This is a genomic window from Pseudomonas sp. Ma2-10, from assembly GCF_054330215.1.
In genome coordinates, this window is sequence record NZ_JBTEYL010000002.1 from 202,413 (window position 1) to 227,075 (window position 24,663).

General features: G+C 61.2%; 23 protein-coding genes. 8 read left to right on the forward strand and 15 right to left on the reverse strand.

Going from position 1 to position 24,663, the window contains the following annotated elements:
• Positions 1 to 46 precede the first annotated feature (46 nt).
• The 13 genes from mdcH to pilG form a co-directional block, all read right to left on the reverse strand.
• A complete protein-coding gene (gene mdcH / locus ACXPVS_RS03515; protein WP_458508688.1) occupies positions 47 to 958 on the reverse strand; it encodes a malonate decarboxylase subunit epsilon in 912 nt (303 codons plus the stop codon).
• A complete protein-coding gene (locus ACXPVS_RS03520; protein WP_458508689.1) occupies positions 955 to 1,575 on the reverse strand; it encodes a malonate decarboxylase holo-ACP synthase in 621 nt (206 codons plus the stop codon). Before ACXPVS_RS03520 ends, mdcH begins: the two co-directional genes overlap by 4 nt.
• Positions 1,569 to 2,357: a biotin-independent malonate decarboxylase subunit gamma gene (mdcE, locus tag ACXPVS_RS03525; protein ID WP_458508690.1), complete on the reverse strand. Its 789-nt coding sequence runs from the start codon at positions 2,355 to 2,357 to the stop codon at positions 1,569 to 1,571. The genes ACXPVS_RS03520 and mdcE overlap by 7 nt, the downstream gene beginning before the upstream one ends.
• Positions 2,354 to 3,196 (reverse strand): biotin-independent malonate decarboxylase subunit beta, encoded by an 843-nt coding sequence (locus ACXPVS_RS03530; RefSeq protein WP_458508691.1) that lies wholly within the window; start codon positions 3,194 to 3,196, stop codon positions 2,354 to 2,356. Before ACXPVS_RS03530 ends, mdcE begins: the two co-directional genes overlap by 4 nt.
• Positions 3,189 to 3,488, reverse strand: coding sequence for a malonate decarboxylase subunit delta (locus ACXPVS_RS03535; RefSeq protein WP_458508692.1), 300 nt, complete (start codon positions 3,486 to 3,488; stop codon positions 3,189 to 3,191). Before ACXPVS_RS03535 ends, ACXPVS_RS03530 begins: the two co-directional genes overlap by 8 nt.
• Positions 3,488 to 4,363 (reverse strand): triphosphoribosyl-dephospho-CoA synthase, encoded by an 876-nt coding sequence (locus tag ACXPVS_RS03540; protein WP_458508693.1) that lies wholly within the window; start codon positions 4,361 to 4,363, stop codon positions 3,488 to 3,490. Before ACXPVS_RS03540 ends, ACXPVS_RS03535 begins: the two co-directional genes overlap by 1 nt.
• Positions 4,363 to 6,033, reverse strand: a complete 1,671-nt coding sequence (gene mdcA / locus ACXPVS_RS03545) for a malonate decarboxylase subunit alpha (RefSeq protein WP_458508694.1) — start codon at positions 6,031 to 6,033, stop codon at positions 4,363 to 4,365. The genes ACXPVS_RS03540 and mdcA overlap by 1 nt, the downstream gene beginning before the upstream one ends.
• 165 nt (positions 6,034 to 6,198) lie before the next feature.
• Complete coding sequence (locus ACXPVS_RS03550) at positions 6,199 to 6,666, reverse strand: chemotaxis protein CheW (RefSeq protein ID WP_458508695.1); 468 nt, start codon at positions 6,664 to 6,666, stop codon at positions 6,199 to 6,201.
• Positions 6,659 to 12,565 (reverse strand): Hpt domain-containing protein, encoded by a 5,907-nt coding sequence (locus ACXPVS_RS03555; RefSeq protein ID WP_458508696.1) that lies wholly within the window; start codon positions 12,563 to 12,565, stop codon positions 6,659 to 6,661. Before ACXPVS_RS03555 ends, ACXPVS_RS03550 begins: the two co-directional genes overlap by 8 nt.
• A 52-nt stretch (positions 12,566 to 12,617) precedes the next feature.
• Positions 12,618 to 14,675: a methyl-accepting chemotaxis protein gene (locus ACXPVS_RS03560; RefSeq protein WP_458508697.1), complete on the reverse strand. Its 2,058-nt coding sequence runs from the start codon at positions 14,673 to 14,675 to the stop codon at positions 12,618 to 12,620.
• A 47-nt stretch (positions 14,676 to 14,722) separates the two neighbouring features.
• On the reverse strand, positions 14,723 to 15,256 hold the full coding sequence (locus ACXPVS_RS03565) for a chemotaxis protein CheW (protein WP_458508698.1): 534 nt from the start codon (positions 15,254 to 15,256) through the stop codon (positions 14,723 to 14,725).
• Positions 15,257 to 15,266: 10 nt separating this feature from the next.
• Complete coding sequence (gene pilH / locus ACXPVS_RS03570) at positions 15,267 to 15,632, reverse strand: twitching motility response regulator PilH (RefSeq protein ID WP_008068134.1); 366 nt, start codon at positions 15,630 to 15,632, stop codon at positions 15,267 to 15,269.
• Positions 15,633 to 15,690: 58 nt separating this feature from the next.
• Positions 15,691 to 16,095, reverse strand: coding sequence for a twitching motility response regulator PilG (pilG, locus tag ACXPVS_RS03575; protein ID WP_150711282.1), 405 nt, complete (start codon positions 16,093 to 16,095; stop codon positions 15,691 to 15,693).
• A gap of 234 nt (positions 16,096 to 16,329) precedes the next feature.
• On the opposite strand from pilG, the gene gshB reads away from it, so the two are divergent.
• The 7 genes from gshB (at position 16,330) to ACXPVS_RS03610 (ending at position 22,251) form a co-directional block, all read left to right on the forward strand.
• Entirely contained in the window at positions 16,330 to 17,283 is a 954-nt protein-coding gene (gene gshB / locus ACXPVS_RS03580) for a glutathione synthase (protein WP_458508699.1), read from the forward strand.
• A 77-nt stretch (positions 17,284 to 17,360) separates the two neighbouring features.
• A complete protein-coding gene (locus ACXPVS_RS03585; RefSeq protein ID WP_458508700.1) occupies positions 17,361 to 18,260 on the forward strand; it encodes a TonB family protein in 900 nt (299 codons plus the stop codon).
• Between the two features lie 93 nt (positions 18,261 to 18,353).
• Positions 18,354 to 18,926: a YqgE/AlgH family protein gene (locus tag ACXPVS_RS03590; RefSeq protein ID WP_458508701.1), complete on the forward strand. Its 573-nt coding sequence runs from the start codon at positions 18,354 to 18,356 to the stop codon at positions 18,924 to 18,926.
• Positions 18,926 to 19,363, forward strand: coding sequence for a Holliday junction resolvase RuvX (gene ruvX / locus ACXPVS_RS03595; RefSeq protein WP_458508702.1), 438 nt, complete (start codon positions 18,926 to 18,928; stop codon positions 19,361 to 19,363). The genes ACXPVS_RS03590 and ruvX overlap by 1 nt, the downstream gene beginning before the upstream one ends.
• A gap of 84 nt (positions 19,364 to 19,447) precedes the next feature.
• A complete protein-coding gene (gene pyrR / locus ACXPVS_RS03600; RefSeq protein WP_458508703.1) occupies positions 19,448 to 19,951 on the forward strand; it encodes a bifunctional pyr operon transcriptional regulator/uracil phosphoribosyltransferase PyrR in 504 nt (167 codons plus the stop codon).
• A 27-nt stretch (positions 19,952 to 19,978) separates the two neighbouring features.
• Positions 19,979 to 20,983 carry an aspartate carbamoyltransferase catalytic subunit gene (locus ACXPVS_RS03605; protein ID WP_007897943.1) on the forward strand — a complete coding sequence of 335 codons (1,005 nt, stop codon included), beginning with the start codon at positions 19,979 to 19,981 and terminating at the stop codon, positions 20,981 to 20,983.
• Positions 20,980 to 22,251 carry a dihydroorotase gene (locus ACXPVS_RS03610; RefSeq protein ID WP_458508704.1) on the forward strand — a complete coding sequence of 424 codons (1,272 nt, stop codon included), beginning with the start codon at positions 20,980 to 20,982 and terminating at the stop codon, positions 22,249 to 22,251. Before ACXPVS_RS03605 ends, ACXPVS_RS03610 begins: the two co-directional genes overlap by 4 nt.
• Before the next feature lie 39 nt (positions 22,252 to 22,290).
• Here ACXPVS_RS03610 and ACXPVS_RS03615 read toward each other — a convergent pair whose 3' ends face one another.
• Complete coding sequence (locus ACXPVS_RS03615) at positions 22,291 to 22,710, reverse strand: NINE protein (RefSeq protein WP_458508705.1); 420 nt, start codon at positions 22,708 to 22,710, stop codon at positions 22,291 to 22,293.
• 250 nt (positions 22,711 to 22,960) lie between these two features.
• On the opposite strand from ACXPVS_RS03615, the gene ACXPVS_RS03620 reads away from it, so the two are divergent.
• Entirely contained in the window at positions 22,961 to 23,578 is a 618-nt protein-coding gene (locus ACXPVS_RS03620) for a C40 family peptidase (RefSeq protein WP_458508706.1), read from the forward strand.
• 49 nt (positions 23,579 to 23,627) lie between these two features.
• Here ACXPVS_RS03620 and ACXPVS_RS03625 read toward each other — a convergent pair whose 3' ends face one another.
• The gene (locus tag ACXPVS_RS03625) at positions 23,628 to 24,662 is read right to left on the reverse strand and encodes a type IV pilus twitching motility protein PilT (RefSeq protein WP_458508707.1); all 1,035 of its coding nucleotides are present in this window, start codon (positions 24,660 to 24,662) and stop codon (positions 23,628 to 23,630) included.
• Position 24,663 lies beyond the last annotated feature (1 nt).

The window sequence follows — 24,663 nt, forward strand, 5'->3', positions numbered from 1 at the left end:
CATCGTCGAATGTTGTTTTTGTTGTTCGAAGCCTGAGTCAGGTGATCTAGGAGTGGCGACGTCCCTCCTCACGCAATAGCGCTTGCAAGGTATCGAGCCGCGCACCGTCGAAGGCAATCACGGTGCCCTGCTCGAACACCCGGCGCGCCAGCCCGGTCAGCACCGCACCGGGCGGCAGTTCGATCTGTAGACGTACGCCGCGCTCGTAAGCACTTTGCACCGTGCCACGCCAATCGACGACGCGACACATGTTGAAGGCCAGGTCGTCGCGCAAGGCTTCAACGTTGATAACGGGCCGGGCGCGACTGCCGCTCAGGTAGCCCAGCGTCGGTGTTTTCAACTGCACGTTGGCGAAGGCGTCGGCCAGGGTTTTCGCAGGAATATCCAGCAGCGGGCAGTGAGACGGCACGCTGACGGCCAGACGTTTGGCCAGACCTGCACCGCGACCTTTGGCCAACGCCGCGACGACCTTCATAGCGCCATCGCTACCGGCAATCACCACCTGGTTATCGGCGTTGATGTTGGCCAGGTAAACCGGCGTGTCGGCGCTGTGAACCTGCGTCAGCAACTCTTCCACCGTGGCCAGGTCCAGGCCGATGATCGCGGTCATGCCATAGCCCTGCGGATAAGCCTGCTGCATCAGCTCACCGCGCAGGCTCACCAGATGCAACGCATCGCTGAAGCTCAAGGCGCCGGCGACCACCGCTGCCGGGTAAGCGCCGATGGAAAGCCCGGCCACGTAATCCGCCGCCAACAGCAATTGGCGTGAAGTAGCGACGCCGGCAATCAGCAGGCAGAGCTGAACCGCCCTTGTCGACTTCAACGCCTCGGCAGAATCCAGCAGCAAAGTATCTTCGCCAAGCACTTCACTCGCCTCGATCACCGTCTCGCGAGGCAAACGATGGAGCATGCCCGGCTGCTGCGTGCCCTGGCCGGGAAACACCAGCAAACTGCTCACGCTGCTTGCTCCTGCAGGTGCCAGGGATGGGTTACCAGGCATGCTTGACTGGCGTTTTTCAACAGGACCCGTTGCGAAGGACCGGCCCATTCGCGCAGGGCGACAGCGCCGTTTGGCGTTTGCAATTGCATGTCCACCCAGCACACCGCGGCATCGAGAAGCTTCACCAGTCTCTGCGCCTGCACACGATCCAACGGCTGCGGTGTTCGCAGGATCAAGTCGAGATCACTGCCTTCGTGCAAGGCCTGAAAACCGCTGGCCAATTCAAACCCGGCGCTGCCGCTGACACCCCAAACCCACTCACAGGAATCGAGCATCGGCCGCAGTTGATTGAGGGCGCGCACTGCCGGCAAATCCCGATCAATCGAGACATGGCAAAGCGCTTCCGGCCGGACTTGACGCTGGAGCGCGTCAACCGACATCACCGTTGCAAAACGCTGCTCACGCAACTGTCCACGCACGCCGACCGCGATGTGGCCCGCCGCGCTCAACGCACGCCGAACCACCACCGGTTGACCGGCACTGATCGACTCAATCACCCACGAAGGTGCATCCGCGGGCAACTGCTCCGGGGTCAGCCCCCAGAGCAGGTCGTGGGCCAGAAGCGAGTTCACCACTGTTCTCTCAACAGTTGGCGAACCTGGCTCGACGCCGCGCGGTTGGTCGCGCCCAAGCGGCTGCTCAGGTCGCGACCATTGGCGGCGACATCGTCAATTGCCTGGGTCAGGCATTCAGTCACTCGCCTCAGATCCGCCGCCGTCGGTTGCTCGATCTGTTCCACCGACAAGATGTCCCAGAGCAACCCAAGGCTCGCGTAGCTGTCGATGTCGTATGCCATCGGCGGCACGCGGGCAGCCAAGACTTCGAGCTCTTCGACGCTGCGTAACGTCACCCGCGCCGCCGAAGCCTTGCCCATCGCATGAACCATCACGCCGGGGTCGCGCAGGGCGATCAGCCGATTGGCCTGATACCCATGGGCGAGAAACGCCCCGGACATCGCCTTGCCCACCAGCAAACCGATCACTGCGTGGCCGGCCAATCGGGCGCGGGCATAACTGTCCGCCGCGCCGGCCAATGCCTGATGAATGCCGAGCGCTTCTTCACGCCGACCGTAGGCCTGACTCGGCACATCGACGATGGCGATCAAAGCTCGCTTGTGCGGTTTATCCAGATCCTCGGTGATGACTTCATCCACGGCTTTGGCCAGCCCCCAACCTTCCAGCAAACCGACCTCGCCATTGCGGGCGCGAACGAAACGGTTGTCGGGGTCGGTCACCACCGCAATAAACCGCACAGACTGATCGCCCAATACGCCGTCGGCCACTGCCAACGAAGCAGGCAACCCTTCGATCGGTTTCGCACCGGAGCTCAAGGCGTTGAACCAGTTCAAACCTCTCATGAGCGCTCTCCTTGATACAGATCACGAACCGTTGACGGCTCGATTTGCGGCTCGGCGTCCAGGCGGGCCAGCCGTTGCAGGAACAGATCGGCCTGACGGCTGCGTTGTTGCGCTGGCAAACCCTGTTGCAGCAGCTCGCTGACCTGCCGCTGAACCTGCGCCACGTCGTCAGCGACAAAACGATCCACCAGACCACTGGCGAAACGTTGCTCGCCACCGGTCAGGCTCCAGATGAAGGGACGATCACGGGAGTCGTATTCCTCAAGCCCGGCTTCCTGTTCGATCACTTGCGGACCGTTAAGACCAAGCCGCGCTTCCTGCGTTACCAGCAAATAACTGCACAATCCGGCGGCAATCGACATCCCGCCAAAACATCCAACGCTGCCCGCCACCACACCCACCACTGGCTGGTATTGGCGCAGATCGACAATCGCCGCATGAATATCGGCTATCGCCGCCAGCCCCAGGTTGGCTTCCTGCAAACGCACGCCACCGGTTTCCAGCAGCAGCACGGCGCGAGTAGGAAGGCCATTTCGGTTGTCTTCGACGGCCAACTCCAGCAGGCCGGCAATCTTCGCCCCGCCGACTTCACCGAGACTGCCGCCCTGAAACGCGCCTTCGATGGCAGCGATCACCACCGGCAAACCGCCGATGCAGCCCTTGGCGATCACCACGCCGTCATCGGCTTGCGGCACTACGCCCTGACGCGCCAGCCACGGCGACATGACGCGCTGAAATGGGTCGAGTAATTCGCGAAAGGTGCCGGCGTCGAGCAAGGCTTTCGCCCGTTGCCGGGCGCCGAGTTCGACGAAGCTATGTTTGTGGAGGAGATCAGTCATGGCCGATCTCCTCAAAGCCTTGTTCCAGACGCAAGCGCACCACACCAGGCGTCGCGCCGAAATCGTGGATATCGATGGCCATTGCAGGCGGTGTCTGGCCGTCGAACATCCGCGCGAACAGATGCTGCCAGCGCTGTTCACTGCCATTGACCGAGGTCTGCACCTTGATCGTCAGTTTGCCGGTCTGACCCGGTTCTATCAGCACTTCCAGATCGCCCGAGCCAACACAGCCCACCAGCGTCCGGCCGCGTGGCGGCTGCCCGGCGGGGAATTCAAAAGATAAGGTTTCCATCAGAAAGCTCCCTGGTTGAGGCCGGCGCCAGACTCGATGCGGTCGATGAACAAACAGGCTGCGAGCAAGTCGGCAGCGCCGCCGGGTGAGGCATTCAAGGCGATGAGCTGTTGGTCCAGTTCATGCAAACGGCGGCGGCCGGCGAGGCTGGCACTGCCGCCCGCGTCGAGTACCGCTTGGGCGCCGAGCTGCATGGTCTGCAGGCCTTGTTCGCCTGCGCGGTAGAGCACGCAGGTGTCGGCCAGATTCGTCATGATCGCCAGCAAGGCATCGAGCCGGGCGTTCTGCTCGCCATGACCGGCGGCGCGGCTGCGTTTGAGTTGCGGCAGCGCCCGTTGAATCACCGCCGGAAAACCGAGCTGCGCTTCTTCGCGGGCACCGCGTGCGCCATAACGCTGGGCGACTTGCGCACCGTGGCTCAGAGGACGTGGCGCGGCACGGTCGTCGAGCAAGGCCAGGCGTGCAGCACGCAAAGTAATCGAGCCTGCAGCCTTGGATTCGGGTTGCAGTGCAGCCGCCGCGACCAACAGACCCAAGGCCCAAATCGCCCCGCGATGGGTATTCACGCCCCCCGTGGTGGCGAGCATCGTTTGTTCGCCTTCACGACCGATCAGGCCAATGGCTTCGCGCAGCGGCAAACCGACTTCGCCAAACTCGATCGCGGCCTCCGCCATGTCCTTGAATGCAGGCCATAGGGACAGTGCCGAAGCGTGCATCAGCCCGAGGTGCAAATCGGTGTGCGCGCCATTGCCGCGACGGTCGACCAGCGCTGGTTTCGGCGACAGGTCCGCTTCGTCGATCAGTGCGTCCACGGCCAGATCCGCCAGCCGCTCAGCCAGGGACAGCGTTTTCGGTTGCAGGTTAAATGCGTGCATTACCAGCTCCTGAACTTGGCGGGCGGGTTGTAGAGGCCACCGGACCACTCGACCAGATCCGCCACGCTTTTCGCCGCCAGCAATTCGCGGGTGGCGTCGGTGCGGCGAATGCCGAGGTCTTCAGGCAACGCAATCAGCCCTTCGCGGCGCATGCGCGCGGTGTCTTTGGGATTGTGGCGCAGGCCGATGACGGTTACCCCGGCCACGGCCGCGATCATCGCCTGACGCTCTTCCAGCGAACGCGCCTTGTACAGATAGGCGATGCCTTCCTCGGTCAGCAGGTGAGTCACGTCGTCGCCGTAGATCATGATCGGGGCCAGCGGCATGCCGCTTTTGCGCGCCACTTCTACCGCGTCGAGGGTGTCGACGAAGGTCGGTTTGCCGCCCTCCTGGAAGGTCTCGACCATTTGCACCACGAGTTTTTTGCCTCGCTCCAGCAGCGCTTCGGGCGCATCGTCATGGCGCATGTCGAGCCAGGCCGGCGTACCGTGACGACGACCGCGCGGGTCGTGGCCCATGTTCGGCGCACCACCGAAACCGGCCAGGCGGCCGCGTGTCACGGTGGAGGAATGGCCGTCGCCATCGACTTGCAGCGTGGCGCCGATGAACAGGTCCACCGCATATTGCCCCGCCAGTTGGCAGAACATCCGGTTCGAACGCAGGGAGCCGTCGCGACCGGTGAAGAACACGTCGGGCCGAGCGGCAATGTAGTTTTCCATGCCCAGTTCGGTGCCGAAACAATGCACGCTTTCGACCCAACCGCTTTCGATGGCGGGAATCAAGGTTGGGTGCGGATTGAGCGTCCAGTTGCGGCAGATCTTGCCTTTAAGGCCGAGGGATTCGCCGTAGGTCGGCAGGATCAATTCGATAGCGGCGGTGTTGAAACCGATGCCGTGGTTCAGGGACTGGACGTTGTGTTTTTCGTAGATCCCACGGATCGCCATCATTGCCATCAACACGTGCACAGGCTTGATGTGGCGAGGGTCGCGGGTGAACAGCGGTTCGATGTAGAACGGTTTGTCGGCCACCACCACGAAATCGACCCAGGAGGCCGGGATGTCAACGCGAGGCAGGTCGCTGACATCGTCCACCAGTTGATTGACCTGAACGATCACGATGCCGTCGCTGAAGGCAGCCGGTTCGATCAATGCAGGGGTGTCCTCGGTGCTTGGGCCGGTGTAGATGTTGCCGGCGCGGTCGGCCATGAAACCGGCCGAGAGCACGACGTTGGGAATCAGGTCGACCACCAGCCGAGCATAGAGCTCGATGTAGGTGTGGATCGCGCCGATTTCCAGCAGGCCGTCTTCCAGCAATTGGCTGATGCGCAGGCTTTGAGTGCCGGCGAAAGAGAAGTCGAGCTTGCGGGCGATGCCGCGTTCAAACAGCTCCAGATGCTCGGAGCGTCCGACGCTGGGCATGATCATGTGCAGGTCATGCAGCTTCGCGGGATCGGCCTTGGCCAGGGAGCGGGACAGGAAATCCGCCTGTTTCTGGTTATTGCCCTCCAGCACCACACGGTCACCGGGCAAGATCAAGGCCTCCAGCGCCGCAATGATTTTGTCGGTGGGCAGGACCACACCGTCGGCTAAACCCCGTACCCGCTCGAGACGCCGCTGCTTTTCGCTGCGCCGCCGCGTCCATCGCGAGTCGGGGGATATTGTTGTTGTCATGACCACTCCACGGGTTCGCTGTCGTGGGAGTCACCTTAGGAGCGTTGGGTGGGGGGCATCAATCAAGCAGAGTGGTGGATAGTTACGCTTAGGGTAATGGTTGACTGGGCGGACGCCATCGTCGGAACGCCGCCCGGAGCGAGCTTGCTCGCGTGAAGGTGCCGGTCAGATCAACCCCGCGCTTACAAGCAACTCCTCCAACGCCAGCAAGTCAGGCACCTTGGCCACTTGTTCCCCCACCTGCACCGCCGCCTGTTCCAGCGAACACAACGGCACATCCACATAACTCAACTGGCTGTCGAGCTTGTACGACCGCGGAATCCCCTGCACCAGCAAGGCGATGAATTTCAGATCGGGCCGCCCACCGAGCGCATTGAGGATGACGATCCGCGCCCGCTCACCGATGACGGTTTTTTGGCCGCACGCCGACTCGAAACTGAGCAACGGAATCTGCCGCTTGCGCCACATTACCCGCCCGAGGTACCACGGCGGCGTGTCGAGGTCGAAGGCACCGGGTTGGTAATCAATAAGCTCCGCAACAGCGACGTTGGGCAAAATCAGGTTGCGGTCAGCCAAGGGCAGCAGCAGCCCGGTGAGGGTGTTGGTGCGCGGGTAAAAATGGTCATCAAGCATGGGTTTTGCTCCACAACGCGATGCTTTCGAGCAGCACCGATTCCTGGTACGGCTTGCCGAGGTAGTCGTTGACGCCGATGGCCATGGCGCGATCGCGGTGTTTCTGCCCGGTGCGGGAAGTGATCATGATGATCGGCAGGTGCTGCAGACGTTCGTCGGTACGTACCTGGGTCGCGACTTCGAAGCCGTCCATGCGCGGCATTTCGATGTCCAGCAGCATCAGGTCGGGCATGTGTTCTTCAAGCAGCAGCATGGCGTCGACACCGTCCTTGGCGGTCAGCACGTTCATGCCGTGGCGTTCCAGCAGACGGCTGGTGACCTTGCGCACCGTGACTGAATCGTCGACCACCAACACCAACAGTGGCTTGTGCGGCTCAACCTCCGCCCCCTGAGTCGCTGACTGTTGCGGCACGCGGGCCTGCATCGCGCGGATCGGCGCCAGCAAGTCGAGAATCAGCACCACCCGCCCATCGCCCAGAATCGTGGCCCCGGACAAACCCTGCACCGCTGCAAACTGCGGACCGAGGCTTTTGACCACGATCTCGCGAGTGCCGGCCATGGCGTCGACTTGCACCGCGATGTGCCGCTCGTTGCACTGCACCAGCAATACGGGCAGCGGCAAGCTCTGGCCCAGCAGTTTCGGGCGATGGCTGGTTTTCAGCAGTTCACCCAGGTAGCACAGTTCATAGTGTTGACCGGCGTATTTGTAGGTCGGCGGATCAAGCCGGTAACGCCCTTCAAGCTCGTTGGGCAACACGCGAACGATGCCGTCAATGGTGTTCAGCGGGATCGCGTACTGATCATCAAAGCACTGCACCATCAGCGCCCGGTTAACCGACACGGTGAATGGCAGGCGAATCCGGAAGTGCACGCCCTGCCCCGGCACAGAGTCGATGTTCATGCTGCCTCCGAGTTGCCGGACCTCTTCATGCACCACGTCCATGCCGACGCCGCGCCCGGATATCTGGGTGATTTTCTCGGCGGTGGAGAACCCCGGCTGCAGGATGAATTGCAGTACATCGCGGTCGCTGATGTCGCTGTCCGGCGCCAGCAACCCGCGCTTGATCGCCTTGCGCCGCACTGCGTCCAGCGGCACGCCGGCACCGTCGTCGCGGATATCAAAAATAATGTCGCCGCCCTCTCGCGACAGGTCGAGGGTGATTCGCCCCTGAGCCCGTTTACCCGCCGCAATACGCACCTCGGCCGATTCCAGGCCATGATCCACGGCGTTGCGCAGCATGTGCTCCAACGGCGCGGCCATGCGTTCGAGAACGTTGCGGTCCATTTCGCCTTCGGCATTGCCGACGATGAACTGCACATCTTTCCCCAACTCACCGGCGACCTGACGGACGATCCGCTTCAAGCGCGGTAGCATCCGCTCGAACGGCACCATGCGCGTACGCATCAGGCCTTCCTGCAATTCGGTATTGATGCGGCCCTGCTGTTGCAGCAGGTTTTCCGCGTCCTGATTGCGTCGGTCGAGGGTTTCCTTAAGGTCGAGCAAGTCTGAGGCGGATTCGAATAACGCGCGCGACAGTTGCTGCAACTGTGAGTGGCGGTCCATTTCCAGCGGATCGAATTCTTCGTAACCCAGGCGTTCGGCTTCGACTTGCTGGCGGCTGAGAATCCGCCCTTGGGTTTCGGTATCGAGCCGGCGCAATTGGTCGCGCATGCGCTCGATGGTAGTTTCCATTTCGCTCAGCGTCACACGTGCATCGTTGACCTGTTGTTCGATTCGGCCACGGAAAATCGACGTTTCACCGGCCAGGTTGACCAGGTCGTCGAGCAGCTCTGCCGAGACCTTGACCATATCCGCGCCAGCATCCGGCGGTGGTGGCGGCGTCTCGACTTTCGGCGTTGCGCACGCCACGACCGGGACCGGTGTTTCGGGCACGGCCGGATGACTGAAGTTCTTGATCGCGTCGATCAGTTGATCGGCGGGGGGTAATGGCTGACCGGCACGGGTCGCGTCGAGCATTTGCGCCAGTCGGTCGTGGCTGCTTTGCAACAAACCGAACAACGCGGCGGTGGACTGCAACACGCCAGCGGACAGGCCTTCGTAGAGGAATTCCAGCTCATGGGCGAGGTCGCCAATCGGCGCGATTTCCACCATCCGCGCGCCACCCTTGAGGGTGTGCAAATCACGTAGCAGGGTTTCCACTTCCTGACGATTAGACGGCTCGGCCTGCCAGCGCACCAGCGCCGCGCCGGAGTTTTCGATGATGTCGAAACCTTCTTCGAGGAAGATTTCCAGAAGCTCCGGATCCTGCCCAGGTGAATCCTCGGCCCGTGCCGGGTCGACCGTTTCAACCGCGCTGGCGTTGCCCTGGCGAAACTCGCGAATAGCCTCGATCACCTCACCCGGATCGCCCAATGGCCGCTGGTTCCGCAACTGATCAAGCAGCTGCGCGAGCCGGTCATGACTGTGTTGCAGCAGGTGCGCCAATGCTTCGCTGTAGGTATAACGGCGGTCCACCAGACCTTCGTAAAGGCTTTCCAGTTCATGGGCCAGTTCACCGACCGGCTCGACCTCGGCCATCCGCGCACCCCCTTTGAGGGTATGCAAATCTCGCTGCAACGACGACAACGGCGCAACGTTGTCCGGGTCGCTCAGCCAGCGCTGCAAAGCCTGGCCGGCGCTTTCAAGGATATCCACCGCCTCTTCGAGGAAGATCGAAACAATCTCATCGTCCAGCTCAACCTGGGTGGCGGTCTGTTCCAGCTCAGCCGTGGCGCTGCCCAGTTCCCGAATACTCAACGTGCGGCTGCCATCGCTGCGGATCAGCCCCGTCGCCGACGGATCCAGGCTCTCATCGAGCAACCCGCGCAACGCCCGGATGCGTTCCGGTTGCGGGCTGACTTCCTGGCCGGCGGCCAGTTCGTCGAGCATGTTGATCAGCGCTTCATGGGCACTTTGCACCTCGTGGAAAAACGCCTCGCTGACCGCCAGGCTGCTTTCCTCCACCGCACCATAGAGGTCGAGCAAGGCTTCGCAGAGTTCATCCACCGGATGCAGATCAGCCAGGTGCGCGCCTTCGCCAAGGGTGGTCAACTCATCCAGCAACGCGCTGAGTTCCTGACGCTCGCCAGGATGTTGCTGCCAGCGCTGCAACAGGCTTTCGGCGTCCAGCAGGATGTCCATGCCTTGCGCGAGGAAGTTGTTGATCAGTTGTGGATCTCGCTTGATGCGCAACCCGGTATTCGGTGCACTCAGGAGCGTGTCCAGACGCTCGGCCAGCAACGCCTGGGTTCGCTCGATCAATGAGCGGGCGCCGGGAATCTGCGCCAGTGGATCACGCTTGAGCTGCCGCAACCCGAGACGGAACAGTCCTTCGGCTTCGAGTAACAGCTCGACTTCGTCCAGGTCGAGGGCGATCAGGTGCGCCTTGTACTCCCGGGTCAGATGATCCAGCGGCCTTGCCAGTTCGGCGATCGGCAATACGCCCGCCATGGAGGCGCTGCCCTTGAGGGTATGCAGCGCCCGCTGTAACTCGTCGCTGGCCAGCAACGGCACGTGCTCGGCGGCTTGATCGAGGAACCGATTGAGGCTGCCCAAATGGGTTTCAGCTTCGTTGCGGAAAATCTCAAGCAGCAGCGGATCGAGGGCTGCGACGTCCAGGGCATCCTCATCGGGTATCGGCTCTTTGCCCTTGGCCAAGGCGTGGGCGCGTACGGCCAATTGGTCAACGTCGTTGCGCTGGCGCTGGGCATGGTGGGCAAACTCGGCCACCAGTTCCGGCAGCAGATTCAGCGTATCGCCCAGCAGTTGTTGCACCGCCGGCCCCGGTAGAACGCTGTGCTCCAGGACGCGGTTGAGCAGGTTTTCCATCGCCCAAGCCAGTTCGCCCAAGACTAAAGCGCGGACCATCCGGCCACTGCCTTTCAACGTATGGAAGGCCCGGCGCAGTTCGCTCAGGGCCGATTTGTCGTCGGGATTAACCGACCAGCGCGGCAGGTACTCCCGGAGAATTTCCAGGACTTCATCGGTTTCTTCAAGGAAAACTTCCCGCAGCTCATCGTCCACCGGTTCTTCACCGGTGGGCGGTGGCAACAGGCTTGCCGGTGTGGTCAGGGCAGGCGGATTGACAGAGGACACCGGGCTGGCCAATACATCGGCCAGTGACTTGACGGTCTCAGGGTCGTCCAGTTCCTGCAGATCCTGCATGACCTGCGCTTCACTCGGGCTGAGCACATCTTCAAGCACCGGCACCTGCTGCTCGCTGGGGAAAAAGCCGAGTGAGGCCAGGCTTTTTTCCGCGACGTCGAGCAACTTTTCACCCGGCGCTTCGGGGTCGTCGCTGAGGCGCTCCAGGTAATAGTCGATGCTGGTGACGACGTCGGCCAGGCTGTCCAGTTCCTGCCAGCCGGGATGATCCGGATCCAGCAGCAGGTGTTCGCGGATGAAGTGGTTGCACGTCTCGATCAGGCTCGCCGCACGGCTCAACGGAATCATTGCCAGTGCACCGCGCACCTGGGTCAGCAAGGCCGGCAATGGCTGCAAGTGCTGGCGGTCCCAGTCGGCGTCGATGTAGTCGACGATCATGTCCTTGGCCTGTTGCAGGCAGATGCGCGCTTCCTTGATCACGATCTGATGGATCTGTGTCAGGTCGGTGGTCGGCAGGCGGCTTTCTTCCTGGCTTTGCGGCTCGACGGTGCCGACCATCCCGGCGAGCGTCGCTTCGACGTAGAGCAAGGCGCCGGCGACGTCCATCAGGATCGCGTCGTTGGGCTCACGCTGGCCCTGGACGAGGCTCAGCACCACCGCCAATTGATCGATGATGACCTTGCGTGGTTGGCCGAAACCGAGCACCGCCAGGGTGTCGGCGATTTGCCGCAGGGGCGCCAGCAGGCTTTCAAGGTCCGAGATGTGTTGGCGGTCGCTGCGCACGAACAGGTCCAGGCGCTCCTTGACCCGCACCAACTCTTCACACAAAGCGGCCAACACCGAGCGCATGGCATCGCGGTCGGGACCGGCCAGCCGTGTTCGTTCTTCGTCGACCATCGCGCCGTCAGTCAGCGCGTCGTCCAGTCCGTAGCGATCTTTCATGGTCAGCATCTGCCCGGTGGGATGTTCGGCCTTGGCAATGTAGAACAGCAAACTCTTGAGCAACTCCGGCGGCGCCGGCTGATTGATTCCGTGCATGCCCTGTTCGAGCAGGCGCTTGAGTTCTTTGTCGGCCTCCTTGAACAGACTGCGCAACGCCGGACTGTTAGCAATCGAACCGCCGCGCATACCTTCGACCAGCGCCGAGGCGACCTGCCACAACGGGTTCAAGGGTGCGTTGGCGCACAGCGCTTCGAGGCGCGCAAAAACCTTGGTCAGGTAACCGAGATTGGTTTCGCCGTCCTGTTCACGCAGTAACCCGACCAGGGCCATCTGCAACATCTGCCGCAACTTGCGCAGCACGTTCGGTAAATCCGTTGGTTCCAGCAGTGCCAGCGACTCTTCGTCCAAGGGCGGCAGGCCCGGCAATTGCGGGCTGAACAGGCTGGTTTCCGACAACCGGCTTTCGCCACGGGCGCTGCGCAGATCGTTGATCAGCGGCAGCACCACCAGCGGCAGTTCGCGGCGCGCACCTTGCACCCGCTCGAGGTAAATCGGCAACTGCCCAAGGGCTTGCAGCAACAGGTGGAGCGTCTCATCGCGATGATTGACGCGGTTCTGTTGCAAAGCCGTGGTCAGGTGTTCCATCTCTTCGGCGAGCAGCGCCGCGCCATAGAATTCGACCATCTGCAAACTGCCGTGAACCTGATGGATGCACGCCAGGCATTCACTGAGCGCGTACGTCGCCTGCGGGTCATCAAGCAATGTTTCAATCGCCTGATGAGCCACTTTCAGCGTTTCGGCAATCTCGCCTTTGACCCACTCGAGGGCCACATAGTCGTGCCGATCACCCATAACCACTCCAAATTACGGCGCTACTCAAAAAAAGCATCCGCTCGCAGGCGTTTCACACGTTATCCGACGCCTGCGCCTTGGCGGCCGGCAAGGTGAAACCGGATACCGAACGCCGCAGCTGGCTGGCCATTTTCGCCAGGTTGCCAATGCTCTCGGCCGTGGCGGTGGAGCCAGACGAGGTCTGTGTAGTGATCTGCTGGATCACGTTCATCGTCAGGGAAATCTGACCCGCCGAAGACGTCTGTTGCTGCGCTGCGTTGGAAATACTCTGGATCAACGCGGCAAGGGTCTTCGACACGCCTTCAATTTCTTCCAGGGCCACTCCGGCATCCTGCGCCAGACGAGCGCCACGCACCACTTCGGTGGTGGTTTGCTCCATGGAAATCACCGCTTCGTTGGTGTCGGTCTGAATCGCCCGCACTAGGGTTTCGATCTGCCGGGTGGCGGCGGACGAGCGCTCGGCCAGCCGCTGGACTTCATCAGCAACCACCGCAAAACCGCGCCCGGCATCACCGGCCATGGAGGCCTGGATCGCCGCGTTCAGCGCAAGGATGTTGGTCTGGTCGGCAATGTCATCGATCAGGCTGACAATGTCGCCGATTTCCTGAGAAGACTCGCCGAGGCGCTTGATACGCTTGGCGGTGTCCTGAATCTGCTCGCGAATATTGTCCATGCCGTGGATGGTGTTGTGCACCACCTCGTTGCCCTTGTTGGCGATTTCCACCGAGCGTTCGGCCACCGCCGATGATTCGGCGGCGTTGGCCGAGACCTGGTCGATAGACTGGGCCATGTCGTTGATCGCAGTGGAGGCTTCGGCAATCTGCTGCGCCTGATGCTCCGAAGCTTGCGCCAGGTGCATGGCGGTGGCCTGGGTTTCCTGCACGGCGGCAGCAACCTGGCCAGCGGTGAGATTGATAGTCGCCACCAGATCGCGCAGTTGGTCCACGGAATAGTTGATCGAGTCGGCGATGGTCCCGGTGAAGTCTTCGGTCACCGAGGCGGTCACGGTCAGGTCGCCGTCCGCCAGGTCCTCGATCTCATCAAGCAGGCGCATGATCGCGTTCTGGTTACGCTCGTTCTTCTCAGCCGTTTCGCGCAGCTGACGATTGGTTTCCCGAACCATCACCAGACCAATGAGGATGATCGACATCAGCGCCAACAGCCCCAGCACGTAGCCACCAATGGTGTCGGTGTTGCGCCCATCTGCCAGGTTTTCGAAACCGCCGGCCAGGTGCGAGGCTTCCTCGAGCAGGGTCTGTGACAGGGTGAACATACTGGTGGCCGACCCACGGACCTTGAACAGCTCCGGCGAGGTTTCAAGGATTTCATCCACCGAACCCGAGACGAACTCGAACAGCTCGGAAATTTCGATCAGCCTCGCGCGAGCATCGCGGTCTTCAACCTGGCTGACTTTCAGTGACGGATTGCCCTGAAGCATGCCGTTGAGCACCTGGCCGAATCGCGCCGCATCGCGACCGAAGGCATCGGCGGCCTGCTGCGAATTTTCATCACCGGACAGCACCGTGTTCACCGCACCGAGAATCCGCTCAGCCAATAGCGACTGGCGCTGCGCCATGGCCACTTGCGAGGCCGGGGCGCCGCGCTGGAGGAGAGTTTCGACGACTTTTTCGTACTCGACCTGCAACTGCGGCACGGTTTCGGCCAGGGTCGCGGCGACTTGATGCAGCGACAGCACGGTCTGTTCGCTGGAGAGGATCGCGTCGGTATTTTTCAGCAGGCGTTCCCAGTCCAGTTGCACGGCGCGCATTTGCGGGCGCACGGTGGACGGCGCCGGCGGCAGGCCGGTGACGGGGTCACCTTTCTTCAGATAGCCCCAGCGTTGGGCAAAGTCATTGCGCGCATCGCTCAGCAGCTTGAACGCCGCCCCCTTGCCGGCAGCCGCTTCGGTGGCGTTCTTGGCAATGCGTTGGGACAGCACGCGCAACTCACCGGCGTGGCCGATGTACTGTTTGTCATACGTGGCCTGGGTATTGAGGTAAGCGAAGTTAGCGAACAGCAGCATGATGAAGACGATCAGCGCGATGAACAGCGCGATGATCTGTGACCGGCTGCGCGACCCTTCTGGCTTGCCTGTTTTTGCTTTTATCATCGGTAACCAACACCCTTTAAAGCTTGCCGAAGGATCTGTGGGAGCGTTTACAGCGCGACGTGCATAAAGCTCTGCGACTGCGCTAATGCAAACGGGCTGAATACCTGCCAGGCCTGCTCGCGCTGAAACCGGCCTTTGATGAACGGTGCAATCGGGCCGCTCAAGGTATCTGCCGGCTCCAGACTGTCCCGGGCAAAGTGCTGCAAGCCGAAAACCTCATCGACCATCAACCCGGTAAACACGTCGTTATGCTCCACCACCAATACCCGGCGCTGCTTGCGCACTGTTGACAGCTCATGCCCGAAGAAGCCGCACAAGTCGATGATCGGCAACAGACGCCCGCGCAGATTGGCCACGCCCTTGACCCAGGGTCTGACCCCGGGCAGCTGGGTGAACCAAGGCTCGTGCAACACTTCGCTGACCTCGCCCATCGGCGCGACGTACCAGCGCTCGCCCAGACGGAAGCCGATGCCGCTCCAACTGTCTTGTCGGGTCGGCTGGGACGGCAAGTCCGCCGCCAGCAGACGACAACGCTGGTCGATCTGCAGCAGCAGTTCGAAAGCCGTTAGCGACTCGGTCATGGCCGGACGATCAACCGGCCAGCACGTTGTTCAGGGTCTTGATCAGGGTCTCTTCGTCGACCGGTTTGGTCAGGTAGTCCTTGGCGCCCTGGCGCGTGCCCCAGACCTTGTCGGTTTCCTGATCCTTGGTGGTGATGATGATCACCGGGATGTGCCCGGTTTCCGGGTCTTTGGTCAGCTGACGGGTGGCCTGGAAACCATTGAGGCCAGGCATGACGATGTCCATCAGCACGGCGTCGGGTTTTTCCTGGCGGGCCAGGGCCACGCCGTCGGCGCCGTTTTCGGCTTTCAACACTTCATGACCGTGCTTTTCCAGCATGCCGGTCAGTTTGTACATTTCGGTCGGCGAATCATCGACGATCAGAATACGTGCCATGGTCTTCCCCATTCTTTGTCGACGCCGGACCCGCTGGCCGAGCGTCACTGTGCGTGTCCTACTGCGGCAAAACAGCGGCAAAGCCCGGTACATGGGCCTGGATCGCGTTCAGCAGCTCTTCCTTGCTGAAAGGCTTGGTCAAAAACTGGTCGGAGCCGACGATGCGCCCCTTGGCCTTGTCGAACAGCCCGTCCTTGGACGACAGCATAATCACTGGCGTGGACTTGAACGCACTGTTGTTCTTGATTAAAGCGCAGGTCTGATAACCATCCAGACGCGGCATCATGATGTCGACAAAGATGATGCCGGGGTGATGGTCGGCAATCTTGGCCAGGGCATCGAAACCATCGATGGCGGTGATCACTTCACAACCCACGTTTTTCAAAAGCGTTTCGGCAGTGCGGCGAATCGTCTTCGAATCATCGATCACCATGACCTTCAAGGCGCTGGAATGCTGTTCCATAAATGCTCTGCCGTCGCCTTTGCGAATCAAATTGTCCATTTCCGATAACCGGAGGCTTGAAACCCTTGATGTTCAGGGGCCAGCGCGATATGGCAGCCTTTTTAGCACAGTCTCCAAAACCAATCTATCGGCCAACCCTGGCGGTGGTTTTTCCTTGACCGGGAACACACTCAGCGCCACTCTGACGCCACTTTTGCAGGTCACTGCGACCCACCCAATGTCGAGGAAAAACCCATGAGCGTTCGCGTCGGGATTGTCATGGATCCTATTGCCAGCATTTCCTATAAAAAGGATAGCTCGCTGGCCATGCTGCTGGCCGCACAGAAGCGCGGCTGGGAACTGTTCTATATGGAGCAGGGCGATTTGTACCAGGCCGAAGGCGAAGCGCGGGCGCGGATGCGTCCGTTGAAAGTCTTCGCCAACCCGGAAAAATGGTTCGAACTCGAAGCCGAGAACGACGCGCTGCTGAGCGATCTGGACGTGATCCTGATGCGCAAGGATCCGCCGTTCGACATGGAATTCGTCTACTCCACTTACCTCCTGGAGCAAGCCGAACGCGCTGGCGTGCTGGTGGTCAACAAGCCGCAGAGCCTGCGTGACTGCAATGAAAAGCTGTTCGCCACGCTGTTCCCGCAGTGCACCCCACCGACCATCGTCAGCCGCCGCCCGGACGTACTGCGCGAATTCGCCGACCACCACGGCGACGTGATCCTCAAGCCGCTGGATGGCATGGGCGGTTCTTCGATTTTCCGTCACACCGCTGGCCACCCGAACCTGTCGGTGATCCTCGAGACACTGACCCTGCATGGCAAACAGCAGATCATGATTCAGGGTTACCTGCCGGCGATCGTCGATGGCGACAAACGTATTCTGATGATCGACGGCGAGCCGGTGGATTACTGCCTGGCACGAATTCCGGCCGCTGGCGAAACCCGTGGCAACCTCGCCGCCGGTGGCCGTGGCGAAGCCCGACCGCTGACCGAGAAAGATCGCTGGATCGCCGCCCAAGTCGGCCCGACCCTGCGCGAAAAAGGCCTGCTGTTCGTCGGTCTCGACGTGATCGGCGAGCATCTGACGGAAATCAACGTCACCAGCCCGACCTGCATTCGCGAGATTGATAACGCGTTCGGCACTGACATCGGCGGCCTGTTGATGGATGCCATCGATCAGAAGCTCAAGGCCCGTTGATATAGAACAGCCAAGAAACGACCAACATTGCGTTATCATCCGCGGCCTGTGAAAAACGCGATGTTGGTTTTTTTGTCATGACACTTCCGTCCGATCTGCCCGCTGAACTCGCCCATCGTGGCGTGCGCCCGGCTGATCGCCTCGGTTTTACCCTGTTTCTCGCGGCGCTGATTCACCTGGCCTTGCTGTTGGGCATCGGCTTTACGATGGTCGAACCCAAGCAAATCAGTAAAACCCTGGAAATCACCCTCGCTACCTTCAAAAGCGAAAAGAAGCCTGAAAAAGCTGATTTCCTCGCTCAAGAGAATCAGCAAGGCAGCGGCACGCTGGATAAAAAGGCGACTCCCAAGACCACCGAGGTCGCGCCTTTCCAGGACAACAAGGTGCAGAAAGTTACGCCACCGCCGGCGGCCAAACCGCGAGTGCGGGAAGCCGCACCGAAAGCAGCCGTGACGACCGTCGCGCCCAAGCCGAAAAAGGCTGCGACCAAAACCGAAGCACCCAAGCCGGTCACCAAACCCGCAGTCGCGGCGCCGACGTTCGACAGTGAACAGCTGTCCAGCGACATCGCCAGCCTGGAAGCGGAACTGGCCAGCGAACAACAGTTGTACGCCAAGCGCCCGCGTATCCACCGCATGAGCGCCGCGTCGACCATGCGCGACAAAGGCGCCTGGTATAAGGACGAGTGGCGCAAAAAGGTCGAGCGCATTGGCAATCTGAATTACCCCGACGAAGCGCGACGCAAGCAGATCTACGGCAATTTGCGCCTGATGGTTTCGATCAACCGTGACGGCTCGCTCTTTGAAGTGCTGGTGCTCGAGTCGTCCGGGCAACCGCTGCTGGATCAGGCGGCGCAGCGCATCGTGCGGCTGGCGGCGCCGTTTTCACCGTTTACCGGGGATCTGTCGGATATCGATCGTCTGGAAATCATCCGGACCTGGAAGTTTGCGCGCGGGGACAAACTCTTCAGCAACTGACACCCCACAAATCCCCTGTGTGATCGATGTCGACTGCCAAATTGCACCATCCTCAGCTTGTCAGCTCGCCCCTCCAACGCCACACTAGCGCTCATGAAGAACGTCAGCCCCAGCTACCTCAAGCATCAGTTCCTGATCGCCATGCCTCACATGGTCGACCCGAATTTTGCGCACACCTTGACCTACATCGTCGAGCACACGGCCAATGGAGCCATGGGCCTGGTGGTCAATCGTCCGCAAGATCTCAACCTGGCCGATATCCTCGAGCAACTGCGCCCCGACATCGAACCGCCGGTCCTCTGCCAGCATGTGCCGATCTTCATCGGCGGCCCGGTGCAGACCGATCGCGGTTTTGTCCTGCACCCCTCGGGGCAGACTTATCAGGCCACCGTTGAGCTTGATGAGAAACTGGCCCTGTCGACCTCCCAGGATGTGCTGTTCGCCATCGCCGACGGCGTCGGTCCGGCGAAAAGTCTGATCGCCCTCGGATACGCTGGCTGGGAAGCCGGGCAACTGGACGCCGAACTGGCCCAGAACGCCTGGCTGACCTGCCCGTTCGATGCCGATATTTTGTTCAACACCAGCAGCGAACTGCGCCTGGAAGCCGCAGCCAAGCGCCTGGGCGTCAATCTCAGCCTGCTGACCAGCCAGGCAGGACACGCCTGATGGCCCTGCGCCTGATTTTGGGTTTCGACTACGGCACCAAACAGATCGGCGTTGCGGTCGGCCAGGTGATTACCGGCCAGGCCCGCGAGCTGTGTACCTTGAAGGCACAAAACGGTATTCCGGACTGGAATCAGGTCGAAGCCCTGATTAAAGAGTGGAAACCCGATGCCGTGGTGGTTGGCCTGCCCTTGAACATGGACGGCACGCCGAGCGACATGTGCCTGCGCGCCGAGAAATTCGCCCGCCGCCTCAACGGCCGCTACAACGTGCCCTTCTATACCCACGATGAACGCCTGACCACCTTCGAAGCCAAGGGTGAACGGCGCGATCGCGGCGGACAAAAGGGCAGCTACCGCGACAACCCGGTGGACGCCATCGCCGCCGCCCTGCTGCTGCAAGGCTGGCTCGACGAAAACACCGCACTGTTCGAATCCTGAAGAGCCGCAACAAGCGTCTCTACTTAGCGACAACCCGAGCCACCTCTCCAGCAGAACCCGGCTCGGACCCAAGAAGGAGCAACCATGAGCCTACCCAATCCCGTTGAACTGATCAGCCAGATGGCGACCCGGCTTGACGCCTATCTGTCCAAGCGTGGCATCAGCGAACCGCGCTACATCGGTATTCGTACGGGGGGCGTCTGGGTGGCCCAGGCGTTGCTCGATGAACTGGGCAGCGACTCGCCCCTCGGCACCCTGGACGTCTCCTTCTACCGCGACGACTTCAGCCAGAACGGCCTGCACCCCCAAGTGCGCCCTTCGGCTCTGCCGTTCGAGATCGAAGGCCAGCACCTGGTGCTGATCGACGATGTGCTGATGAGCGGCCGGACCATCCGCGCCGCCCTCAATGAGCTGTTCGACTACGGCCGCCCGGCCAGCGTGACATTGGTATGCCTGCTGGACCTGGACGCCGGCGAGCTGCCGATCCGCCCGAATGTGGTCGGGGCGACGCTGTCGCTGGCCGCCCACGAACGGGTGAAACTGTCCGGCCCGGAACTCAAGCTCGAACTGCAAGACCTCGCCCTTTAATTCGCCCTATTGAGAGTCCCCCTCGCGATGACGCCTCTAGAAACCAAGCGCCCGCTGCAGCTCAATGATCAGGGCCAGCTGCGCCACTTCCTCTCGCTCGACGGTTTGCGCCGCGAGCTGCTGACGGAAATCCTCGACACCGCCGACTCGTTTCTCGAAGTCGGCGCCCGGGCGGTGAAGAAAGTCCCGTTGCTGCGCGGCAAGACCGTGTGCAACGTGTTCTTCGAGAACTCCACCCGCACCCGCACCACGTTCGAACTGGCGGCCCAGCGGCTGTCGGCCGACGTCATCACCCTGAACGTGTCCACGTCGTCGGCAAGCAAGGGCGAAACCCTGCTCGACACCCTGCGCAACCTGGAAGCCATGGCCGCCGACATGTTCGTCGTGCGCCACGGTGATTCCGGCGCGGCGCACTTCATCGCCGAACATGTCTGCCCGCAAGTGGCGATCATCAACGGCGGCGACGGCCGTCACGCCCACCCGACCCAGGGCATGCTCGACATGCTCACCATTCGCCGGCACAAAGGCGGCTTCGAAAACCTTTCGGTGGCTATCGTCGGCGACATCCTGCACTCGCGGGTGGCGCGCTCGAACATGCTGGCGCTGAAAACCCTCGGCTGCCCGGACATCCGCGTTATCGCGCCCAAAACCCTACTGCCGATCGGCATCGAGCAATACGGCGTGAAGGTCTACACCGACATGACCGAAGGCCTGAAAGACGTCGATGTGGTGATCATGCTGCGCCTGCAGCGTGAACGCATGACCGGCGGTCTGCTGCCGAGCGAAGGCGAGTTCTACCGCCTGTTCGGCCTGACCACTGCGCGCCTGGCCGGAGCCAAACCGGATTGCATCGTCATGCACCCGGGACCGATCAACCGTGGCGTGGAGATTGAGTCGGCGGTGGCCGACGGCCCGCACTCGGTCATCCTCAATCAAGTCACCTACGGTATTGCGATTCGTATGGCTGTGCTGTCCATGGCCATGAGCGGGCAGACTGCCCAACGCCAATTCGAGCAGGAGAACGCCCAGTGAAGCTCAGCATTCTCGGCGCCCGCGTCATTGATCCAGCCAGCGGCCTGGATCAAGTGACCGATATCCATATTGAAGCCTGCAAGATCATTGCCCTTGGCGCCGCGCCAGCCGGTTTTGTCGCCGTCGACACCCTCGACGCCAAAGGCCTGGTCGCCGCCCCTGGGCTGGTTGACCTGAACGTCGCCCTGCGCGAGCCGGGCTACAGCCGTAAAGGTTCAATCGTCAGTGAAACCCGCGCCGCCGCGGCCGGTGGCGTCACCAGCCTGTGCTGCCCACCGAACACCAAACCGGTGCTGGACACCTCGGCCGTGGCCGAACTGATCCTCGACCGAGCCCGCGAGGCCGGCAACACCAAGGTATTCCCGATCGGTGCCCTGAGCAAAGGCCTGGACGGCGAACAGCTGGCCGAGTTGGTCGCCTTGCGCGATGCCGGTTGCGTGGCCTTCGGCAATGGCCTGGACAGCTTCCGCAACACCCGCACGCTGTGCCGGGCGCTGGAATACGCCGCAACCTTCGACTTGACGGTGATTTTCAATTCTCAGGACCATGACCTGGCCGAAGGTGGACTGGCTCACGAAGGCCCGACCGCCAGCTTCCTCGGCTTGCCGGGCATTCCCGAAACCGCCGAAACCGTGGCTCTGGCCCGCGACCTGCTGTTGGTCGAGCAAAGTGGCGTGCGCGCGCACTTCAGCCAACTCACCAGCGCACGTGGCGTGGCCCTGATCGCTCAGGCCCAGGCTCGCGGCCTGCCGGTGACGGCCGATGTCGCCCTGTATCAGCTGATCCTGACCGACGAAGCGCTGATCGACTTCAGCAGCCTCTATCACGTCCAGCCGCCGCTGCGCACCCGCGCCGACCGGGATGGCCTGCGTGAAGCGGTGAAATCGGGGGTGGTCTCGGCGATCTCCAGTCACCACCAACCCCACGAGCGGGATGCCAAACTGGCGCCGTTCGGGGCCACCGAGCCGGGCATCAGCAGCGTTGAACTGCTGCTGCCGTTGGCGATGACGCTAGTGGAAGACGGTGTGCTGGACCTGCCAACGCTGTTGGCACGCTTGAGCACCGGACCGGCCGAGGCATTGCGCCTGCCGGCGGGCAAACTGGCGGTAGGTGGACCGGCGGACATCGTGTTGTTCGACCCGGCGGCTTCGACCGTGGCCGGCGAGACATGGCTGTCCAAAGGCGAAAACTGCCCGTTCATTGGCCACAGCCTGCCGGGCGTGGTGCGTTACACCTTGGTGGATGGACGCATTAGCCACCAGGCGTAAGCGCAATCTGATCGTTCCCACGCGGCGTGGGAACGATCATCAGCGGCTCTGCGCATTGCGAATCGACACCTGATCATTCAGCGTCCAAAAGTCGTACAGCACCCCCAGAAAGAACACCCCACCTGTCACCAGGTACAGCAACCCACTGATCCACTTCCCCTGATACATCCGGTGTACGCCGAACACCCCAAGAAACGTCAGCAGAATCCACGCAACGTTGTACTCAATGGGCCCGGCTGTAAAACGCAGGTCCGCTTCACGGTCCATGGCCGGGATCAGAAACACGTCGATCAGCCAACCGATACCCAACAACCCTAAGGTGAAGAACCAGATCGTCCCGGTTACCGGCTTGCCGTAATAAAAGCGATGAGCGCCGGTAAAACCCAAAATCCACAGCAGGTAGCCAATCACTTTGCTGTGGGTATCTTGTTGCGGATCGGACTGTTGATAGGTATTCATGAAGGTCCTCGTTTCACACGATAGATAAATATTCTTGAATTATTTGTGACTTTTTTACCAGTGGCCGACGAATGGCATCTGCCACCTTGTCTCCCGTCAGAGCCTTATAACGCCTGACGTGTGTCCGACAATTGGGTCAACTTTCCGCTTATTTGGTTCCGTCGACCCCAAAAGTGAATCGACCAACGGCCTCGGAAAGGTCAAAAAAGCTGTTATAAAGTTGCGCGCTAACTTATATGAGCCTTGCCTAATGCGTCCATTTTTCAAGACATGGCTAACCATTTGCCTGTTAATGCCTCTGGCCGCCCACGCCACCAATCGTGAGCAACGTCTTCCTAACGTTAATGGTTACACCCAAAAATCCCATGTTTCTGCTCCTTCGAGCAAAAATAAACAGACCGTAAAACGCTCTCCTCAACTGAGCAGCAAAAGCAGCCTGGTTCCGCCTATGGCAACCAAGGAAAGCAGCAACGTGTTGAGCCGCGCCGTAAACGTCCTCGGTACGCCTTACCGTTGGGGCGGCAGCAGCCCAAGTAAAGGGTTCGACTGCAGTGGCCTGGTGAAATACGCGTTCAATGACGCCAAATTTGACCTGCCGCGCACTTCCAACGCCATGGCCAAAGGTCATGGGGAGAAAGTCGATCGCAAGGACCTTAAGCCTGGCGACCTGATTTTCTTCAACATCAAGAGCCGTCGAATCAATCACGTTGCCATCTACCTGGGCAACGACCGCTTCATCCACGCACCACGTCGTGGCAAGTCGGTGACCATCGACACGCTGAAAAAACCCTACTGGGAAAGCCACTACGTGGTTGCCAAGCGGGTTATGCCCAAAGAGAAGAACACCCTGCAGGTTGTTCAGCGCTAACCCGACACTGATCGTTCCCACGCGCCGCGTGGTAACGATCTACTGACCTTCAAAAGCCATCCGGCGTGCGCGCCTTCTCCCGCGCATGCTCGCGGCTGATCAAGCCCTTGGTCACCAGCTCCTTCAAGCACATATCCAGCGTCTGCATCCCCAGGTTTCCCCCGGTCTGAATCGACGAGTACATCTGCGCCACCTTGTCTTCGCGGATCAGGTTACGGATCGCTGACGTGCCAAGCATGATTTCGTGGGCCGCGATCCGCCCGCCGCCGATCTTCTTGACCAGAGTCTGCGATACCACCGCCAGCAACGACTCGGAAAGCATCGAACGAACCATCGACTTCTCGTCCCCCGGAAACACGTCCACCACCCGGTCGATGGTTTTGGCCGCTGATGTCGTGTGCAACGTGCCAAACACCAGGTGACCGGTTTCGGCGGCGGTCAACGCCAGGCGAATGGTCTCGAGATCCCGCATCTCCCCCACCAGAATGACGTCTGGGTCCTCGCGCAGGGCCGAGCGTAGAGCCGTGGCGAAGCTGCGTGTATCGCGATGGACTTCACGCTGGTTGATCAAACATTTGCGCGGCTCGTGGACGAACTCGATCGGGTCTTCGATGGTGAGGATATGGTGATGACGATGGGTGTTCAGGTGATCGATCATCGCCGCCAGGGTGGTGGATTTGCCGGAGCCGGTCGGACCGGTCACCAGCACCAGTCCCCGCGGCGCTTCAGTAATCTTGCGAAACACCTCCCCCATACCGAGGTCGTCCATGCTCAGGACCTTGGTCGCAATGGTCCGGAACACCGCGCCAGCACCACGATGGTGGTTGAACGCGTTAACCCGAAAACGCGCCACGCCGGGCACGTCAAAGGAAAAGTCGGTTTCCAGATGCTTCTCGAAATCCACCCGCTGAGTGTCATTCATGATGTCGTAGATCAGCGCCTGCACCTGCTTGTGGTCCAGGGCTGGCAGGTTGATGCGCCGTACATCGCCGTCGACCCGAATCATCGGTGGCAGGCCGGCGGACAGATGCAAGTCGGACGCGCCCTGTTTCGCGCTGAAAGCCAGCAGCTCAGTGATATCCATA

Excerpts from the sequence above, each read along its gene's own strand:
- mdcE (WP_458508690.1), bottom strand. The coding sequence starts at position 2,357 with ATGAGAGGTTTGAACTGGTTCAACGCCTTGAGCTCCGGTGCGAAACCG.
- ACXPVS_RS03530 (WP_458508691.1), bottom strand. The coding sequence starts at position 3,196 with ATGACTGATCTCCTCCACAAACATAGCTTCGTCGAACTCGGCGCCCGG.
- ACXPVS_RS03535 (WP_458508692.1), bottom strand. The coding sequence starts at position 3,488 with ATGGAAACCTTATCTTTTGAATTCCCCGCCGGGCAGCCGCCACGCGGC.
- ACXPVS_RS03540 (WP_458508693.1), bottom strand. The coding sequence starts at position 4,363 with ATGCACGCATTTAACCTGCAACCGAAAACGCTGTCCCTGGCTGAGCGG.
- mdcA (WP_458508694.1), bottom strand. The coding sequence starts at position 6,033 with ATGACAACAACAATATCCCCCGACTCGCGATGGACGCGGCGGCGCAGC.
- ACXPVS_RS03550 (WP_458508695.1), bottom strand. The coding sequence starts at position 6,666 with ATGCTTGATGACCATTTTTACCCGCGCACCAACACCCTCACCGGGCTG.
- ACXPVS_RS03555 (WP_458508696.1), bottom strand. The coding sequence starts at position 12,565 with ATGGGTGATCGGCACGACTATGTGGCCCTCGAGTGGGTCAAAGGCGAG.
- ACXPVS_RS03560 (WP_458508697.1), bottom strand. The coding sequence starts at position 14,675 with ATGATAAAAGCAAAAACAGGCAAGCCAGAAGGGTCGCGCAGCCGGTCA.
- ACXPVS_RS03565 (WP_458508698.1), bottom strand. The coding sequence starts at position 15,256 with ATGACCGAGTCGCTAACGGCTTTCGAACTGCTGCTGCAGATCGACCAG.
- pilH (WP_008068134.1), bottom strand. The coding sequence starts at position 15,632 with ATGGCACGTATTCTGATCGTCGATGATTCGCCGACCGAAATGTACAAA.
- pilG (WP_150711282.1), bottom strand. The coding sequence starts at position 16,095 with ATGGAACAGCATTCCAGCGCCTTGAAGGTCATGGTGATCGATGATTCG.
- gshB (WP_458508699.1), top strand. The coding sequence starts at position 16,330 with ATGAGCGTTCGCGTCGGGATTGTCATGGATCCTATTGCCAGCATTTCC.
- ACXPVS_RS03585 (WP_458508700.1), top strand. The coding sequence starts at position 17,361 with ATGACACTTCCGTCCGATCTGCCCGCTGAACTCGCCCATCGTGGCGTG.
- ACXPVS_RS03590 (WP_458508701.1), top strand. The coding sequence starts at position 18,354 with ATGAAGAACGTCAGCCCCAGCTACCTCAAGCATCAGTTCCTGATCGCC.
- ruvX (WP_458508702.1), top strand. The coding sequence starts at position 18,926 with ATGGCCCTGCGCCTGATTTTGGGTTTCGACTACGGCACCAAACAGATC.
- pyrR (WP_458508703.1), top strand. The coding sequence starts at position 19,448 with ATGAGCCTACCCAATCCCGTTGAACTGATCAGCCAGATGGCGACCCGG.
- ACXPVS_RS03605 (WP_007897943.1), top strand. The coding sequence starts at position 19,979 with ATGACGCCTCTAGAAACCAAGCGCCCGCTGCAGCTCAATGATCAGGGC.
- ACXPVS_RS03615 (WP_458508705.1), bottom strand. The coding sequence starts at position 22,710 with ATGAATACCTATCAACAGTCCGATCCGCAACAAGATACCCACAGCAAA.
- ACXPVS_RS03620 (WP_458508706.1), top strand. The coding sequence starts at position 22,961 with ATGCGTCCATTTTTCAAGACATGGCTAACCATTTGCCTGTTAATGCCT.
- ACXPVS_RS03625 (WP_458508707.1), bottom strand. The coding sequence starts at position 24,662 with ATGGATATCACTGAGCTGCTGGCTTTCAGCGCGAAACAGGGCGCGTCC.